Here is an 18,539-nt window from a genome sequence, read left to right as displayed (position 1 = left end):
GGACCGCATCGGTGCCGTGCTCTGCCGCGGGGCCGCACTGCCCTTAGGCGTTCGACCGCAAGACTGCCGAAGCCCCGCTGCCTCAGAAGTTTACCGTCAGCTTGACCGTGCCACTATGGCTCTGGAACGCGTCGCGGATCTCGCCGTCATATTGCACCCCGATGCGCAGCCGATCGCTGCGGCTGAACGTCAGGCCCGCGCCGAGAACCGCACCGTCCCTCGGACCCCGCGTCGACGTGCTGGTGAAGGTCACCCCACCCAATATGGCGGTCAGCGGAATCGGGCCATTCACGTAATTGTGGATCCACCCGAGCTTCACGGATGGCGCGAATCGGCCCGAGCCGGTGTCGTAGATCGCCCCGCCCTGCACCCCGATCTCGTGGTTGAGCGAATCGACCGAGAGCCGGCGGACCTGCATGTTCGCGGTACCCGCCTGGCGTTCGGTATAGCCGTCATTCCGCAGATGGATTGCGCGCAGCCCGGCATAGGGCGTGAGCGACGCGCTATCGCCCAGCGGCACCGTGTCGCTCACGCGGAGGCTGCCGAGATATTGCTGCCCGTCATAGGACGCCCTGGCGGTCCGGCCGAGAAAATCGATCCGCCGCTGCTGGCGATACGCATTATAGCCAAAGCCGAGCTGGCCATCGACCGCGAAGCCGCCATTTTCCAGATCGCCCGGTTGCCACGTGAAATAGGTGGTCGCCTGATAGCTGTCGAGGCGAGTCCGGCTCCCGATCAGGTCGGCGCGGCCATTGGCGGTGCTGTTCACCCAGCTCACCGCGCCGCCGACGAGAAGCGTGCTGCTGCCGATCAGGTCGACACCGGCGATGATCCCGAAGCTGTCCGCCGCATAGGGCGACGAGCCGGCCGCCACCCCGCGCTTCGCGGTGTTGAACAGCAGCTGCCCCCAGACATTGCCGCGCTGGCCCTGAGACCCCGCCGACATACCGCGTTCCTCGCGGCCACTCGCATTCGCCGCCAGGACGTTCTGATGCTGCACGATCGCGTTCACCGCCGGCGACACCGCCAGCGCGACGACCTGCGGCGTCAACTGCGTCGGCGAAAGCTGGACGATCGCGCGCTCCTGCTCCGCGGCCGGCAACGCGGCCAGCGGGACCAGCACGTCGTTGATGACCGGGAGTGCGGCACCGGTGTCCGCACTGTTTCCGGCCACGACGATGGCGTCGAGCGCGGCACCGGTCCCGACGCCGGGTCCGCCAGCCGAGACGCCGATTGGCGCGAACTGCGTCGCGGGCACGTTGTTCTTCACCGTCAGTACCAGATCGGACGTACCGCCGCCGGTGGCTGTCGAAAAGCTGCCATCAAACCCCGTGATGGATGAGGTAAGCCCGCTATACGTCAGCGCACCACCGGCCTTCACCACCGTATAGGGCGTACCGGCCGCCAGCGTAGTGCTGCCCAGTGCGACGAGCCGCACATTCGTGTTGGTGAGGCTTGCCGATCCGCTCACCTGAAGCTGGCCGTAGACGCTGGTCGACGTGACGCCGATCAGCAGCGCGCCGCCGACCTGGCTGTAATTGCCCGTCACCCGCACCGCATTGTTCAGCTGCAGCATCGCGCTGCTGACGAGGCCGCGCGTGCCGAGGTTGATCGCGTCGTTGAGCAGGAGGTTGCCGCTGAGCACCAGATTGCTCGCGAGATTGGTTATCGTCCCCTGGCTGCCCGCAGCGAAGCCGGTCAGCGTGCCGAAGCTCGTGCCGCTGCCGCCCGCGATACGCAGGTCCGTGCTCGCGAGGTTCTGGATATTCCCTGCGATCACGCCGCTATTGGCGATCGGCCCCAGCGCGCCCGCATTGGTGATCGCCGCGACCGCGCCGCTCAGCGTGCCGGTGTTGGTCAGGCTGCCGAGACTGCCGCTTGCCGCGACATAGACCGGATGGTCCGCGGTCAGGCTGCCGCTGTTGGTCAGGCTCGTCAGGCTCGCACCGACATAGTTGTTGGTGGCGGTGACGACCAGATTGGTGCCACTGGTCCCCGACGTCAGCGCCAATCCCGGAATTGCCCCGGTGGCGACCGAGACACCCGTATAGGCCGATCCCGCGCCGCCGGTGACCAATGTCGCCGCCGTGGTGCCCGCCAGATAATTGGCTGCGCCCGGCAGCGTCGTCGACACGGTGCCGCCGCTCAGCGTCGCCGCGCCGCTCACGTTGAGCTGCGCACCGCTCGCCAGCACCAGCCCGCCCGCGCTCTGGCTGAACGCACCGGTGATGCTCGAACTCGTCGCCAGGCTCAGCACCGCGCCGCTGTTCGCCACAGCGCTCGCCATGACATCATCGCCCAACAGCAAATTGCCCCCGGCGAATACCACGCCCCCGCCGGAATTGGTGATCGTCCCGCGCCGGCCATTCACCCCAGTCAGCGTGCCGATGCTGCCGCCGCTGCCGCCGGAGATCGTCAGCGCCTGCGCCGGCACGTTCTGGATGTTGCCGGCAATCACGCCGCTATTGGCGATCGGCCCCAGCATGCCCGCATTGTAGATCGCCGCGACCGCGCCGCTCAGCGTGCCGCTATTGGCGAGTGCCCCCAGGCTGCCGCCTGCTGCCACATAGACCGGGTAATCGGCGGTCAGGCTGCTGTTGTTGGTCAGGCTGGCGAGGCTCGCGCCGATATAATTATTGTCGGCCGTCACCACGAGGTCGTTGCCGCTCCCGCCCGCCGTGAGCGCCAGCCCGGTGATCGGGCCGGTGGTCACCGACACGCCGGTATAAGTGGAGCCGGTGCCGCCGGTGACCAGCGTCGCCGCCGTTGCCTCTGCCAGATAATTCGCGGCGTTCGGCAAGGTGGTCGTCACGCTACCGCCCGTCAGGCTGGCGGTCCCGCTGACATTGAGCTGCTGACCGGTGGCCAGCACCAGCGAGCCCGCCGTCTGGCCAAAGTCGCCGGTGATCGCCGCGCTGTTCTGCAGCGCCAGTACCGCACCGCTGTTGGTCACGGCATGGCCGGTCGCCACGACATCGTCGTCGAGCAGCAGATTGCCCGCGGCGAACACCACGTTGCCCGCAAGGTTGGTGATCGTGCCGCGTCCGCCATTCTGGCCGGTCAGCGTGCCCATGTCGGTGCCGCTGGCACCGGTGAAGGTCAGCGCCTGTGCGCCCACATTCTCGATATTGCCGGCAATCACGCCCGTGTTGGCGATCGGCCCCAGCGTGCCGGCATTGTAGATCGCCGCCACCGATCCGCTCAGCGTGCCCGAGTTGGTCAAACTGCCAAGGCTGCCGCCTACTGCTACATAGACGGGATAATCGGCGGTCAGGCTGCCGTTGGTGGTCAGACTGGCGAGGCTCGCGCCGATATAATTGTTGTCGGCCGTCACCACGAGGGCGTTGCCGCTTGTGCCCGCCGTGAGCGCCAGCCCGGTGATCGGGCCGGTGGTCACCGACACGCCGGCATAGGTCGAGCCGGTGCCGCCGGTGACCAGCGTCGCCGCCGTCATACCCGCGAGGTAGTTGGCCGCGTTCGGCAGCGTCGTCGCCACGCTGCCGCCCGTCAGGCTGGCGGTGCCGCTGACATTGAGATGCTGGCCAGTGGCCAGCACCAGCGCGCCTGCCGTCTGGCTATAGTCGCCGGTGATCGCCGCGCTGTTCTGCAGCATCAGCACCGAGCCGTTGTTCGCCACGCCGGTCGCCACGACATCGTCGTCGAGCAACAGATTGCCCGAGGCGAACACCACGTTGCCGCCGGTGTTGCTGATCGTCCCGCGCGCTCTGCCTTGGCCGGTCAGCGTGCCCATGTCGGTGCCGCTGGCACCGGTGAAGGTCAGATCCTGCGCCGACACGTTCTGGATGTTGCCCGCAATCACGCCCGTGTTGGCGATCGGCCCGAGCATGCCCTCATTGTAGATCGCCGCCACCGATCCGCTCAGCGTACCGCTATTGGCGAGCGCCCCCAGGCTGCCGCCTGCAGCCACATAGACCGGGTAATCGGCCGTCAGGCTGCTGTTGTTGGTCAGGCTGGCGAGGCTCGCGCCGATATAATTGTTGTCGGCCGTCACCACGAGGGCGTTGCCGCTTGTGCCCGCCGTGAGCGCCAGCCCGGTGATCGGGCCGGTGGTCACCGACACGCCGGCATAGGTCGAGCCGGTGCCGCCGGTGACCAGCGTGGCCGCCGTTGTGCCTGCCAGATAATTCGCAGCGTTCGGCAAGCTGGTCGCCACGCTACCGCCGGTCATGCTGGCTACGCCGCTGACATTGAGTTGCTGGCCGGTGGCCAGCACCAGCGCGCCTGCCGTCTGGCTATAGTCGCCGGTGATCGCCGCGCTGTTCTGCAGCGTCAGCACTGCGCCGCTGTTCGCCACGCCGGTCGCCGCGACATCGTCGTCGAGCAGCAAATTGCCCGAGGCGAACACCACGTTGCCGCCGGTGTTGCTGATCGTCCCGCGCCCTCTGCCTCGGCCGGTCAGCGTGCCCATGCTGGTGCCGCTGGCACCGGTGAAGGTCAGATCCTGCGCCGACACGTTCTGGATGTCGCCCGCGATCACGCCGCTATTGGCGATCGGCCCCAGCGTGCCGGAGTTATAGATCGCCGTTACCGCCTGGATCGTGCCGCTATTGCCCAGCTGCCCCAGCGTGCCGCTGTTCAGGATACCATAGGTGGCACCCGTGATCGTTCCGCTGTTGATGGCGACAGTCAGCGTACCCGCGTTGTTCAGCGCGGCGCTGTCAGGTGCCGCCGAGTCGAGCAGGATACCGCTATTGTTCAACGTGCCGATGCTGCCGCCATTGTAGAGCGCGAGTTGGCCGGCGATCGTGCCGCTGTTCGTAACACTGTCGATCCAGCCATCATTGTACAGGCCGCGCGCTTCGCCGCTGATCGTCCCCTCATTGATGACCGCGGCGATCACGCCGGCATTGTTCAGCCCCGCGGCCAGGATGGCCGGCGTGTCGATCATGCTGCCGGTGTTCAGGATCGTCCCGATCGTACCGCCGTTGAATACACCGACCGTGCCGCTCATCGTCCCGCTGTTCGCGATCACCCCGATGGCGCCGCTATTGTTGACCCCGAAGCTGGTGCCAGCAAGCACGCCGCTGTTCGACAGCGTGCCGATGTTGCCCGATGTCGCGACGACGATCGCGGTCGATACGCCCGAGATTGCACCGGTGTTGTCGAGATTGGCGAGCGTGCCGCCGACATAGTCGTTCTGCAACGTCAGCAGCAGATTGACGGTGCTGCCGATCGTACCGACGCTCGTCGCGATCGACAGGCCGTTGATGCCCGACTCCACGCCGACGCCCAGATAGCTGGACCCCGCGCCGCCCTGCACCAGCGCGCCGCCATTGCTGCCGGCGATGTAGTTGCCGGTCGCGTCGAACTGCGTCGTGGTGATCAGGCCGCCGCTGATGTTGGCGATACCGCTGACCAGCAGCGAAGACTGGCCCAGCGCCAGCGTGCCCGATGCCTGTGCGTAATTCCCCGTCACCGCGACGATGCTGGTCAGCTGGAGGGTCGCGCCGGCATTGATCAGCGTTCCCGTGCCGACATTCACCGCGTCGTTCAGCACGATGCCGCCCGACCCCATCACGACATTGCCGACGAGGTTGGTGATCATGCCCTGGCTGCCGGCGCCATGGCCGGTCAGCGTGCCGAACGTTCCACCGGTGCCGCCGGTGAACACCAGATCCTGTGCCGCCACATTTTCGATATCGCCGGCGAGGGTGCCGGTGTTGGCGATCGTACCGAGCGATCCCGAATTGAACAGCGCGACCGGGCCGGCGATGGTACCGCTGTTGGTGATGGCACCCAGCGCTGCGACGTTGACGATCGCGCCGACCTGGCCCGATCCGGCCGAGACCTGGCTGTTGATCAGCGCCCCGCTGTTGTTGATCGCGGCGATCGTGCCGCCATTATAGATCCCGGCCGATGCTGCGGCGACGATGCTGCCGGTGTTGTCGAGTTGGCCAATGCTGCCAGTGTTGACGACCGCGGTGCCGCCGACGTCGAACACGCCGCTATTGGCGATGCCGTCGATCATGCCCTGGTTGGCCAAGCCGAGAGTCGCGGTGATCATAGCGCTGTTGAGAAGCGCACCGATCGATCCGGTGCTGGCGACGTAGATGGCGGTGTTGCCGCTCAGGCTGCTGGTGTTGTTCAGCGTGCCCAGCGAACCACCGACATAGTCATTGGTCACGCTCGCCAGCAGGTTGGTGCCCTGCGTCGCGCCTGCAATCTCCAGCCCGCCGACATTGGCGGTATAGGCCAGCCCCGTATAGGCCGATCCCCCGCCGCCCTGGATGATGGTGCCGGCCGTATCGCCCGCCAGATAATTGCCCGTCGACGAAAGCCCGCTGACCGCAATCGTCCCGCCCGTAAGATTGGCCGTACCGCTGACGATCAGGCCGCCGCTGGCGACCACGCCCAGCGTACCGCCGGACTGGCTGAAATCGCCGGTGACGTCGACCGCGCGATCCAGCTGTACCGATGCACCGGTGTTGACCAGCGCGTGCCCGGCAACCGCGACGCTATCGTCCAGCAGGATTTTTCCGGATGCCAGGACGACATCGCCATTCGCGCTCGAAATCATGCCCTGCGCGCCGCTCTGCCCGGTGAACACGCCGTTGCTGGCGCTGCCGCCGACGATCGTCAGGTTGCCCGCGGACTGATTGACCACATTGCCCATCACGGTGCCGGTGTTGACCAGCGTGCCCAGCGTACCGGTACTCGCGACATACACCGCCGTGGCGGCGCTCAACGTTCCGCTGTTGACGATCGAGCCAAGCGTGCCGCCGACATAATCGTTGTTCACCGACAGCAGCAGGTTGGTATTGCCGCCGATCGTGGCGACCGATCCGGCCGTATCCAGCCCGGGAACGCTTCCGCCGCTGACGATGGCGCCGCTATAGGACGATCCCGCCCCGCCCTGGATCAGCGTGAAGGAATCGCCCGCCAGATAGTTGCCGGTGCCGGACACCGCCGTGAGGACGCCGCCGCCGCTGACGTTGGCGATGCCGCTGACCAGCATGGTGCCCAAACCCGGGTTCAGCACCAGCGCACCCGCGGACTGGGTATAGTTGCCGGTAATGCTGGTGGTGCCGAACAATCCCAGCATCGCGCCGCTGTTGACGACGCCATGCCCCGTCACATCGATCGAACTGTCCAGCACCAGCAAGCCGCCGCTGAACACCAGGTCGCTCGCGGTGTTGGTGATGAGGCCCTGGCCGAAAACGCCGGTCAACGTGCCGATGGTCGCACCGCTGCCGCCCGTGATCGTCAGATTCTGCGCCGAGTTGTTGACGATGTCGCCACGGATCACGCCGCTATTGGCGATGCCGCCCAGGCTGCCACTGGCCGCGATATAGATCGCGCCCGCATCGCCGCTGATCGTTCCGGAATTGACCAAAGTGCCGAGCGTCGCGCCGGTGATGTAGATGCCATGTCCGGTGCTGGTGAGCGTCCCGCTATTGCTGAGCGCACCGACATTGCCGGTCATGAACAGCGCGGTCGCGCCCGCAATCGTGCCTTGATTGTCCAGCGAAGCGATCGTGCCGCCAGCGTTGAAGATGCCGATATTATTGCCGATCAGCCCGCTGTTCGTCAGCGTCCCGATGCTGCCGGCATTCTGCAGTCCGGTGCCGAATGCGTCGTTGGTCGTCTTGATCGTGCCGGTGTTGACCAGCGCGATAATGCCGCCGGTGCTCGCATTGTACAGGCCCGGATTGCCGCCCTCGATCAGGCCGGCGTTGCGCAACACCCCGACCAGTCCGGCATTGTACACGCCGTTGCTGGTGCCAGACAGCGTGCCGCTGTTGTCGAGCGTCCCCAGATTGCCCGTTGCCGCGACATAGACCGCCTGCGCGACCCCGCCGATGCTGCCGCTATTGTTGATCGAGCCGAGCGTGCCGCCGACATAATCATTGGCGACGGCCACCACGAGGTTGGTGCCGCTGGTGACCGGGCCGGCCGCCAGGCCCGTCGCCCCGCCCATGCTGATGCTGACACCGGCATAGTTCGAGCCCACGCCGCCGGACACGAGCGTTCCGGCATTGCTGCCGGCGAGATAATTGCCCGTGGCGGAGAAGCCGCCCGCAGCGATCGTGCCGCCGGTGAAGTTCGCCGCCTGGGTAACGACCAGCCGGCCGGTGGTGCCCAGGTCGAGCGTGCCTGCGCTCTGGTTGAAATTGCCGTCGACGTTGACGATCGTCGCCAGCGTGATGTCGGCGCCGGTGTTGCTGACGGTCAGCGCGCTGGCAGCGATGTTGACGGCTTTGATCGTATCGTTGAGCAGCAGCGCACCCGCGGCGAAGGTGAGGTTGCCGCTGGCGCCGATCGTGCCCTGGGTCGTCCCGGTGGAGCCGGTAAACGTACCGATCGCGCCGCCGCTGCCACCGATGATGGTGCCGATCACGCCGCCGGATGGGTTGATATTGCCGCGGATCAGGCCGCTGTTGATGACCGTGCCGAACGTGCCTGCAAGCGCGTTCTGGCCCGACAGCGTGCCGCTGTTGTCGACGACCGCGATCACGGCGTTGTTCTGGATCGCGACCCCGGCGCCGGTAATCACGCCACTGTTGGTCACGGTGCCGATCGTGCCGCTGTTCAGGATCGCCCAGCTGCTGTTGGTGATCGTTCCGCTGTTGACCAGCTGGCCAATGCTGCCCTGGTTCCACAGCGCGGTGAAATTGGCGTTGGTGATCCGCCCCGAATTGCCGAACGTGCCGATCGTGCCGCGGTTGTTGACGCCGAACTGCTGCCCGCCCAGCGTGCCGGTGTTCGACACCGTGCCGATGATGCCGGTCGTTGCCACGTAAAGGCCGGTGGCGGCGCTGGTGAGCGATGCCGCGTTGGCCAGCGTGGTGAGCGATCCGCCGACATAGTCGTTGGTAATCGCCAGCAGCAGGGTGTTCCCGCTGATGCTCGACGAACTTGCCAGGCCGGTGACGGTCCCGGTCGAAACGGTAGCGCCGGAAAGCGACGAGCTCGCCCCGCCGGCGACCAGCGTATAGCTGCTCGCCAGGTAATTCCCCGTGCCGGACAGGCTCGCCAGGACGGTGCCGCCGCTCAGGTTGGCCGCGCCGCTGACGATCAGGCTGCTGGTGCCTGGGGTCAGGCTGAGCGTGCCCGCCGACTGGCTGTAATTGCCGGTGATGCTGATGTTGCTGGTCAGCGACAGGCTGGCGCCGGTGTTGCTCACGGTACGGCCGGTCGCGATGATCCGGTCGTTGAGCAGCAGATTGCCCGAGGCGAACACCACGTTGCTGAGCGTGTTGTTGATCGTGCCGATGCCCGACGTGCCGGTCAGCGTGCCGATCGTGCCCGCCGCACCGCCGGTGATCGTCAGGATGTTGGCCGTCTGGTTGTCGATCCTGCCCCTAATGACGCCGCTGTTGGAAAGCCCGCCAAGGCTTCCCGAGATGTAGATCACGTTGTTGCCGCTGATGGTGCCGCCATTGGCGTTGACCAGCGTGCCCAATGTGCCGGCGACGTTCAGCGCATTGGTGGCGTTGCCGATAAAGCCGCTGTTGACCAGCGCCCCCAGCGTGCCGCTGACCTGGACGGCGGTCTGCCCCGAGGTGATCGTGCCGCTGTTGTCGATCGTGCCCGAGTTGCTGTTGCCGTCGAGATAGATGCCCTGCGGCCCGCCGTTGATGCTGCCGCTGTTGCTCAGCAGCCCCAGCGTGCCGTAACTGGCGAAGCCCGCCGAACCCGACGAAATCAGGCCCGCATTGGTGAGCGTGCCCATCGACGTATCGTTCTGCAGGCCCGCCGCCGTGCCGCCCAGGATCGTGCCGGTCGATGTATTGGTCAGGTTGGTGATCGTGTTCTGGTTGCCCAGCCCCTTTTGCCCGCCGCTGATCAGGCCGCTGTTGGTCAGGTTGCCGATGCTGCCGTTGCTGCTGAGCCCGGTGCCCAGGCCGGTCAGCGTGCCGCTGTTGATGAGGGTGCCGACCGCGCCGGTGTTGGCGACGTAGAACGCCCAGGTTACGCCGCTGATCGAGTCGCTATTGTTGATCGAGGCCTGCGTATCGCCGACATAGATGTTGTTGGCCGACAACAGCAGGTTGTTGCCGCTGGTCGTACTGCCGAAGGCCAGGCCGGTGAAGCCGCCGCTCGTCGCGATGCCGACGCCCGTATAGCTCGAGCCGACGCCGCCACTGACGAGCGTCCCGCCGGCCGCCCCCTTCAGATAGGTGGCGTTGGAGGAAAAGCCGTTGGCGCCCGTGCTGATCGTGCCACCGGTGATGCTCGCCGCCTGGGTGACCACCAGCTTGCCTGCAGTGCCCAGATTCAGCGAGCCCGCGCTCTGGCTGAAATTCCCGTCGAGGTTGACGATCGTCGACAGCGTGATGTCGGCGCCCGTGTTGCTGACGATCAGCGCGCTGGCCGTGACGCCCTTCGCGACGATCGAGTTGTTGAGCAGCAGCGCGCCCGAGGCGAAGATGAGGTTCCCGTTCAGGCCGATCGTACCCTGCGTGCCGCCGGTATAGCCCGTGAAGGTACCGATGGTGCCGCCCGTTCCGCCGATGATCGTGCCGATAACACCGCCGCTATCCCCGCTAATATCGCCGAGAATCACGCCACCGTTTCGGATCGTGCCAAAATTGCCGGCGAGCGCGTTGCCCGCGCCCGACATCGTGCCGCTATTGTCGACCAATTGGATGAGGCCGTCGTTCTGAATGGCGTTCCCATTCGAAGATCCACCGGCGATCACGCCGCTGTTGGTCACCGTGCCCAGCGTGCCGCTGTTCAGGATCGCCCAGCTGCTGTTGGTGATCGTGCCGGTGTTGACCAGCTGGCCGATGCTGCCCTGGTTCCACAGCGCGGTGAAGCCGTTGTTGGTGATGCGGCCCGAATTGGTCAGCAGGCCGATCGTGCCGAGGTTGTTTACCCCGAACTGCGCGCCGCCGAGCGTGCCGGTGTTGGAGAAGGTCCCGATGCTGCCCGTCGTCGCGACATACAGCCCGGTATTGCTGCTGGTCAGCGCCGCGGCATTGGATGCGGTCGCCAGCGTGCCGCCGACATAGCTATTGTTGATCAGCAATTGCAGCGCCGTGCCGGTCGCGTTGGTCGATCGATCGAGGTTGGCGAGCGTGCCCACATCGACCGTCGCACCGAAGATGTTCAGGCTGGACCCGCCGAGCAGCGTATAGGTGCCCGCCAGGTAATTGCCGGTGCTGACGAAGTTCGACTGGATCGTGCCGCCGCTCGCGGTCGCCACGCCGGTGGCGATCAGGCCCCCCAGCGGGTTCACGATGAGCGTGCCGGTGATCTGATTAAAGGCGCCGGCAACGTTGATGCCGCTGTTGAGCAACAGGGTCGCACCGTCATTGACGACAGTTCGGCCCGTGGCGTTGATATTGCTGTTCAGCACCAGGTTGCCCGACAGGAACTCGAGGTTCGCCAGCGTGCTGGTGATGCTGCCCTTGTTCGTCAGCGTGCTGCCGGTCAGGGTGCCGAACGTGGCGCCGGTACCGCCGGTGATCGTCAGCACGTTGGCGCTCAGATTGTTGATGTTGCCGGCGATCACGCCGCTGTTGGTGATGGTGGGCACGGACACGCCCGATGCGAGATACAGCGCGATCGCACCGCTCAGCGTTCCGCTGTTGATCAACGAATTGAACGCGCCGCTCCCGATCGAAATACCGTAGCTGCCGCCGCTGATCGACCCGCTGTTGTTGATCGTGCCGATCGTGCCGCTGGCATGAAAGACGCCGGCTTGGGCGCCGATGATCCGGCCGGTATTGGTGACCTGGGACATCGTCCCCGAGTTCCACAGCCCGCCGGTTGCGCCGCTGATCAGGCCGCTATTGGTGATCTGGCCGATCGAGGCGCCGGTCTGGTTGTTGCCCACGCCGCTGCTGGAACTGCTGACGATCGTGCCGGTGTTGATCAGCGTCAGGATCGAGCCGCCATTGTTGGCGACGCCGCCCGCAGCCCCGGCGGCCCCCGCGGCCACGGTGATCGTACCCGAATTATCAACGGTGCCGATTATGCCCCCGGCGGCATTCTGAATACCGCGGGTGGTGCCCGCAATCACCCCGGTGTTGCTGAGCGATCCGATCGATCCCAAACTGGTGATGGCCGTGCGTCCGCTGATCTCGTCCGGCGTTGGTCAGCACACCGATCGTACCCACCGCATTGAGAAGGATGCCGGTCCTGACCGCGGAGATCGTCCCGGTGGCCATATTGGCAAGCTCGGCGACGCTGATCGTGTCCGTGCCGGTTGCGCCGACAAAGATCGCCGTGCCAGTCGGTGCCGTATCGTTGACCCGGCCGCTGTTCGACAGCGTGCCCAGCGTCGCGCCAGGCCCGCCGGTGATCGTGATCGCGTTCGGATCGGGCGTGCTGATCGTACCGGTTGCCGTAATCGTGAAGTTGCTGCCGGGGGAGGTCGCCCCGCTCCATATGGTCCCGGTGGTGACCGAAGTCGCGATCGTGGTGTCCTGCGCCAGTACCGGCGGCGCGGCCAGCGCGATGCCGATGACGACCAGCGAGGAACCCGCCAGAACTGCCCGGTTGCGATTCGAACGCATTGATTCCTGCCCCTAACTGCTTCGCTAGACGGAATTCCAACACTATCAATCAGCAATCGAGGCGATAATTCTACGTGTCAGTTACGCTATTCTAAATAACGGAAATAGCCTCAATATTTTCCTGTCGGAAAGCCAATTGCGAAATACCCACCTGTCGAACTTATTTTCTTTATAAAATACTCGACGAGTCTTTTTGGACTTGCGATGACGCGTCGTCAACTATCCCATAGAGTCCAGTCATGGGCTTTTATTGAACCACACTGGTTGCATCAGACGGTTTCGGGCGCGTGTAGCGAGCCAATGCCGCGGCGACGTGCGCGATGACCTGATCCCATCGACCCCACTCCGTCTGCCGGAACAGCGTTACCGAGGGATACCAGGGTGTGTCATCGCGCCCCTGCAGCCAGCGCCAGTCGGGCAGCAGGGGCAGCATCACCCAGGCCGGGCGGCCCAGCGCGCCCGCGAGATGGACCGGCGAACTGTCGATCGAGATCAGCAGATCGACCTCCGAGAGGATCGCTGCCGTATCCTCGAAGTCGCGGATCTCGGGACTGAGGCTGACCAGGGTCATGCCCGGCGGCGGCCGCAGCGCATCGTCTTCGCTGGGCCCCTTCTGGATCGAGAAAAAGGTGACACCGTCCTGCCCCAGCGGCGCCAGCATCGCGAGCGACATCGACCGGTTGGCATCGTTCATATGCGTCGGCCGCCCCGCCCACAGGCACGCGACCTTGAGCCCCGGATACGGCGCCAGCCGCGCCCGCCACGCCGCACGCCGATCGGGCAGCGCCGCGATATAGGGCATCGGATCGCCGGGCAGGTCGTCGAGCGTGAGGCCCATCGCCATGGGCAGGCTCATCATCTCGCAATGCGCGTCGAACGGTGGCGGCAGTTCGCCGCGCAGCGTCACCGCATCGAAGCCCGGCATGCGGCGTGCGATGCTCGCCATCTCGTGGTTGATCTCGAGCACCACCTGCGCCTGGCTGCGCTGCTTCGCCCAGGCGACCATGCGCAGGAACTGGAACGTGTCGCCATAGCCCTGCTCGTCATGGATCAGCAGCGTCTGGCCCGGCATCGGGCGCCCGTCCCAACGCGGTCGCTGCACCTTTCGCTCGATGCGCGTGGTGTGCGCCAAACTGTAGCGATAGCTGTACTCGCGCCAGCCGCGCGCGAAATCGCCGAGCAGCAACAGCGTTTCCGACAGGTCGAACCGGGTGGGCAGATGGCCCGGCAGCGCATCGACCAGCATTTCCTGGATCGGCCTTGCCTCCGCCACGCGTCCCTGCACGCGATACGCCTGCGCCAGCATCGCCCACAGCCCCACGGGCCCGCTGCCGCCCGCGAGGATCGGCCGCAGCATTGCCTCCACCTCGGCACCGCGCCCTGCTGCCAGCAGCAGCTTCGCCTGCGCCTCCAATGCCCCGGGGTCCGTCACCGCGCCGCTCAATGCCCCGCCACGGGCTTTTGCGCGCGCTTGGCCGCAGCCTTGGTCGCGCGCGTCGCCGCGACGGACTCGACGGGCGCGACCGCCGGCGCCGCAGCAGGATCGATGCCAAGCGTCTCGAGCAACGGTCCGAGGTGATCCGCATAGGCGCGCCAGCGGCCGATGCTGCTACGGTACAACGGACGCCGGACCTGGTTGAGGCTGGCGGTGCGGATCGTCCGGGCGGTGGTGTGGAAGTCGAGACAGCCGGGATCCCAGTCGAGCCCGCAGAATTCGACGAGCCGGCGCGCTTCCGGCTCGATATCCGCCACGACATCCTCGTAGCACACCTCCAGAAACCGGTCCGCCGGCAGCACCGCGCGCCAGTGCGCCATCAGCCGTTCATACCCGAGATAGAAGCGCGCCAGTTCGATCTGGTCGTAGCTGAACAGCTGCTCACGCGTGAACAGCTTGGTATAGCAGGACAGGCAGGTGTCCGCGGGATCGCGGCGCACATGCACGATCCGCGCGTCGGGCAGGATACGGTGGATCAGGCCGGCGAACAGAAAGTTCGACGGCATCTTGTCCACCAGCCGGCGGTGGTTGCCACCCAGCGGCGCGACCGCGCCCAGATATCGCTGCCCCAGCGCGACTTCGGTCTCCGCCGAGAACTGCTGGACGATCGCCGGATAGCCGCCGCCCTGCTGGACGATGGTCTGCAGCGTCGCCAGCTCCCCTGCCCCGGCCACGGCAGGATGCGAAGCGAGGATCTGCTCGATCAGCGTCGTACCCGATCGCGGCATGCCGACGACGAACACGGCCCGCTCGCTGCCCTCGGTCGCCGCGCGCGGGCGGGCGAACATCGCGGCGGGAAACGCGGCGGCGATGGCCGAGAACCAGCTGTCGATCGCGTTGGCATCATAGGCGAAGGTCGCCCGCTTCTGCCGGTTGCCCGCATCGAGATGGCTGAAGGCGCGCTCGGGGTCGCCGGCGTCCATCCATGCCTTGCCGATCGCGAAGTGCAGCGCGGTGCGATCCGCCTGCACCTGAACGCCGCCGGGGCCAAGCAGCGCCTCCATCGCCGGAATAGCCGCGTCGCCGGGCACGAAGTCGTGCAGATCCGCCAGGTTGAACCACGCGGACGCGGACCGCGGATATTGAGCCAGCACCCCCTCGAACGCCGTCTGCGCAGCGGCGCGATCGCCCTGCTCCATCAGCACCACGCCGCGGTTGATCAGCGCCTTCTCACGGCCGAAGCCCGGCAACTGCGCGGCGCTGTCGTACGCGGCCATCGCCTCGTCGATCCTGTCCTGCGCCTGCAGCACCTCGCCCAGGATGTTGAGCGCCTCGCCGTTGCCCGGCGCCGGCGCCGCCGCCACCGCGCTGCGGGCGTCGGCCAGCGCCTCGTCCAGCCGCCCCAGCCGGCGCAGGATCGTTGCCCGCACCCCCAGCGCGCCGGCATGCATCGGCACCGCGATCATCAGCGAACTGACCCAGCGCAGTGCGTCCTCATATCGATCGCGCGCCACTTCCACCGCGGCCGCGTTGATATAGGCGTCGGACAGGCGCGGATTGGCCTCGATCGCGCGACGTGCATAGGCGAGCGCCTCGTCGTGCAATCCCAGATCGGTGAGCAGGTTGGACAGGTTGCTCAGCGCTTCGGCATAGGTCGGGACGAGGTCGAGCGCCTGCTGGTACCGCGCGCGCGCCTCTTCCAGCAGGCCGAGCCGCTTCAGCGTGTTGCCCAGATTGTTCTGCGCCTCGGCATAGCCCGGCTCGAGTGCCACGACCCGTTCCAGGCATGTCCGGCTCTCGTCCAGCTTGCCCGCTTCCTGGAGGACGATGCCGAGATTGTTCCAGCCGGCGACCAGGCCGGCGTCCAGTGCCACCGCCCGGCGACCGGCCTGCTCGGCGTCGACGAGCTGGCCGCTCTGCCGACACATCTCGGCCAGGTTGCTCTGATAGATGGCGGGCGCGCGCGGCGCCTGGCAGGCGCGGCGCAGATGCTCGATCGCGACGTCGAGATTGCCGTAAGCATGCGCCATCAGCCCCATCAGGTGCAGCGCGTCCGACTGCCCGGGCCAGAGCGCGAGCACCTGCTGACACAGCCGCTCGGCCTGATCCGCCTGTCCGGCATTCCAATGCGCGTTGGCCTGGGTCAGGGCCTGATCGACGGTCAGAGTCTGCGGTGACGTGGTCATAGCTGCGGCTGCCTCGCTCTATGGAGGGGAGCGGCCAGCTGGGACGCGGCATGGCCGTCGCGGCGCGGCGGATCACGGGGTCATGGCCGCGACGATCCCGGTCGTCGATCGCCCCGCCAGCAGCGGGGTAATGACCACTTCGCCGCCCGCATCGCGGACCAGATCGGCACCCACGATGGTCTCGGCGCTATAGTCGCCGCCCTTGACCAGGATGTCGGGTGCGATGGCCCGGATCAGGTCCAGCGGCGTATCGTCGTCGAACGCCACGACATGATCGACCGCCGCGAGCGCACTGAGAACCTCGGCGCGGTCGGCAAGTCCGTTCACGGGACGCGCGCGCCCCTTCAGCCGCCGCACCGACGCATCCGAATTCAACCCGACGACGAGCAGGTCGCCCTTGCGCCGTGCCATATCGAGCAGGCGGACATGGCCCGCATGGAGGATGTCGAAACAGCCATTGGTGAACACGACCCGCGCACCACCCGCCCGCGCCTGGCGCAGCCGCGCGGTGAGCAGCGGCAGCGATACCAGCTTACTCGCGCCATGGCTGCGCCGATGCAGCCGCTCGTCCAGATCGGCGCGCGTGACGACATAGGTGCCCGGGCGCGATACGGCGATGCTGGCGGCGACGTTCGCCCGATCGATCGCCGCGGCGATCGGCAGTCGTTCGACGATGCCCGCGACAAGCGCGGCGATGATCGTGTCGCCGGCGCCGGTCACGTCGAACACCTCCAGCGCCTCGGTGGGGTGCTCGACCACCTCGCCCGTGCGCGACACCATCAGGATCCCCTTGACACCGCGCGTGACGACGAGACAGTCGAGATCCAGCTCGGCCAGCGCCTGCACCGCACGCTCGGCGATCCGCTCCTCCGCGCAAGGCCCGAACAGCGCTTGGAACTCGCGCGCGTTGGGCTTGAGCAGCGTGGCACCGGCATAACGGGCGGCATCGGGCGCCTTGGGATCGACATAGCTGGGCACGCCGTGGCGGCGCGCAACGGCGATCAGCGCTGGCAGATCAGCGAGCGCTCCCTTGTCGTAATCGGAGAAGATCACCGCCTGGACGCCGTCCAGACGGCGCTCGAACCGCTTCGCCAGCTCCGCTCGCGCCGCCGCGCCGGTGGTGCCGTCCTGGTCGATCCGCGCAATCTGCTGAACACCGGAGATCAGCCGCGTCTTCTGCGTCGTGCGCTCGCCGGTCTCCACCACGGCATCGAGCGTGACGCCGTGCTCCGCCATCAACCGGACGAGCTCCGTGCCCGCGTCGTCATCGCCACGGATCGTCAGCAGGCTGCACCGCATCCCCAACCCGGCGACGTTGGCCGCCACGTTCGCGGCGCCGCCCGCGCGCGTCTCCTCGCGACCGGCACACACCACCGGTACCGGCGCTTCCGGCGAGATGCGGTGCGTCTCGCCGATGATGTAGCGATCGACCATGGCATCACCGACCACCAGCACATGGGGGCGCCCGGACAGCGACACGCTTCGGGTCATGGCGCCTCCGGTCCCCAGCCCGGAATATGTGCCAGATCGCCGTGCATCGCGAGCTCGGGCCAGCGCGCAGCCCAGCAGCAATGATGGTCCTGTCCCGGAACGATCACGATCGTCGCCGGCGCATCGGCTGCCATATGCGCCACAAAGGCGCGCGCGATTGCCGGCGAGACGGTGCGATCGTCACCGCCAACGAAATGCACCTGCGGCAGCCGTGACAGCCGCGCCGCGTCGATCGCCGGATCAACCGAGCCCGACAGCGGCGTCAGCCGATGGGCGGCGGTCCACGCTCCCAGATCGAGGTTGGCGGCGATCGTCACCAGGGCGGCGACGTCAGCGCGTCGCTCCGCCAACAGCGCCGCCAACGCGCCACCGCCCGAATATCCGACGAGAATGACCCGGGATGCGCCGCCGGCATCGGCCTTGAGCCGGTCCAGCGCGGCACCGGCGCTGTCGATCACCGCGGGGGCAAAGCGGGCGATGCTCCAATAGTCGCTGCGGCAATTTCGGGCCCGGGGACCGTATTGGCAGGGTCGCGCGAGCCAGGCGACCGGCCCGCTCCCCGGATGCTGCAGGGCCAGCCGCAGCGCCAGCGGATCGGTCGGGGTGGGATCCATCGCCCGGCGGCCGGGGGCGACATAGGCCAGGCCGTCGCCTTCGACATACACGGTGAGGACGTTCGAGCTGCCGCGGCCGGGACGCTGCGCCACCGCCAGATCGAAATCGCCGGCCGGGATCACTGCCGATTGCCACCCCGCCTCGCGCGCCAGCGCCACAGCGGAAACCCGCGCGACAGCAGCATGATTGCAAGTAATTGCAAGAGCAATGAAAAGTGTTTTCACGCTACGCATTAATACGTAACCGGCACGTAGTTGGCCATCAACCCCCGCCCTTTCATTGGTCCATTTGATAATTGGACACGCTAGTCTAACAGTTACTGCATGA

The 18,539-nt window shown here is 66.7% G+C and carries 6 protein-coding genes; all 6 read right to left on the bottom strand.

Annotated features, from left to right (window positions below; genetic code table 11):
- Window positions 1-82: 82 nt before the first annotated feature.
- Window positions 83-11,908 (bottom strand): hypothetical protein, encoded by an 11,826-nt coding sequence (locus QP165_RS13575; protein WP_333996046.1) that lies wholly within the window; start codon window positions 11,906-11,908, stop codon window positions 83-85.
- Window positions 11,909-11,927: 19 nt separating this feature from the next.
- Window positions 11,928-12,485: a hypothetical protein gene (locus tag QP165_RS13570; protein WP_333996045.1), complete on the bottom strand. Its 558-nt coding sequence runs from the start codon at window positions 12,483-12,485 to the stop codon at window positions 11,928-11,930.
- A gap of 247 nt (window positions 12,486-12,732) precedes the next feature.
- Window positions 12,733-13,917 (bottom strand): glycosyl transferase family 8, encoded by a 1,185-nt coding sequence (locus QP165_RS13565; RefSeq protein ID WP_333996044.1) that lies wholly within the window; start codon window positions 13,915-13,917, stop codon window positions 12,733-12,735.
- Between the two features lie 8 nt (window positions 13,918-13,925).
- Window positions 13,926-16,106 carry a sulfotransferase gene (locus tag QP165_RS13560; protein ID WP_333996043.1) on the bottom strand — a complete coding sequence of 727 codons (2,181 nt, stop codon included), beginning with the start codon at window positions 16,104-16,106 and terminating at the stop codon, window positions 13,926-13,928.
- 72 nt (window positions 16,107-16,178) lie between these two features.
- Window positions 16,179-17,597: a D-glycero-beta-D-manno-heptose 1-phosphate adenylyltransferase gene (rfaE2, locus tag QP165_RS13555; protein ID WP_333996042.1), complete on the bottom strand. Its 1,419-nt coding sequence runs from the start codon at window positions 17,595-17,597 to the stop codon at window positions 16,179-16,181.
- Window positions 17,594-18,370: a dienelactone hydrolase family protein gene (locus QP165_RS13550; RefSeq protein WP_333996041.1), complete on the bottom strand. Its 777-nt coding sequence runs from the start codon at window positions 18,368-18,370 to the stop codon at window positions 17,594-17,596. The genes rfaE2 and QP165_RS13550 overlap by 4 nt, the downstream gene beginning before the upstream one ends.
- Window positions 18,371-18,539: the final 169 nt, after the last annotated feature.

Origin of the sequence: Sphingomonas sp. 22R3R2A-7, from assembly GCF_036856055.1 — a bacterium.
Lineage (GTDB): Bacteria > Pseudomonadota > Alphaproteobacteria > Sphingomonadales > Sphingomonadaceae > Sphingomonas.
Note: the sequence above shows the minus strand (reverse complement) of the source record. Positions and strands in the feature narration are given on the sequence as shown.

What these genes read in the sequence shown, in the direction of transcription:
- QP165_RS13560 (WP_333996043.1), bottom strand. Translation starts at nt 16,106, where the DNA reads ATGACCACGTCACCGCAGACTCTGACCGTCGATCAGGCCCTGACCCAG.
- rfaE2 (WP_333996042.1), bottom strand. Translation starts at nt 17,597, where the DNA reads ATGACCCGAAGCGTGTCGCTGTCCGGGCGCCCCCATGTGCTGGTGGTC.
- QP165_RS13570 (WP_333996045.1), bottom strand. Translation starts at nt 12,485, where the DNA reads ATGCGTTCGAATCGCAACCGGGCAGTTCTGGCGGGTTCCTCGCTGGTC.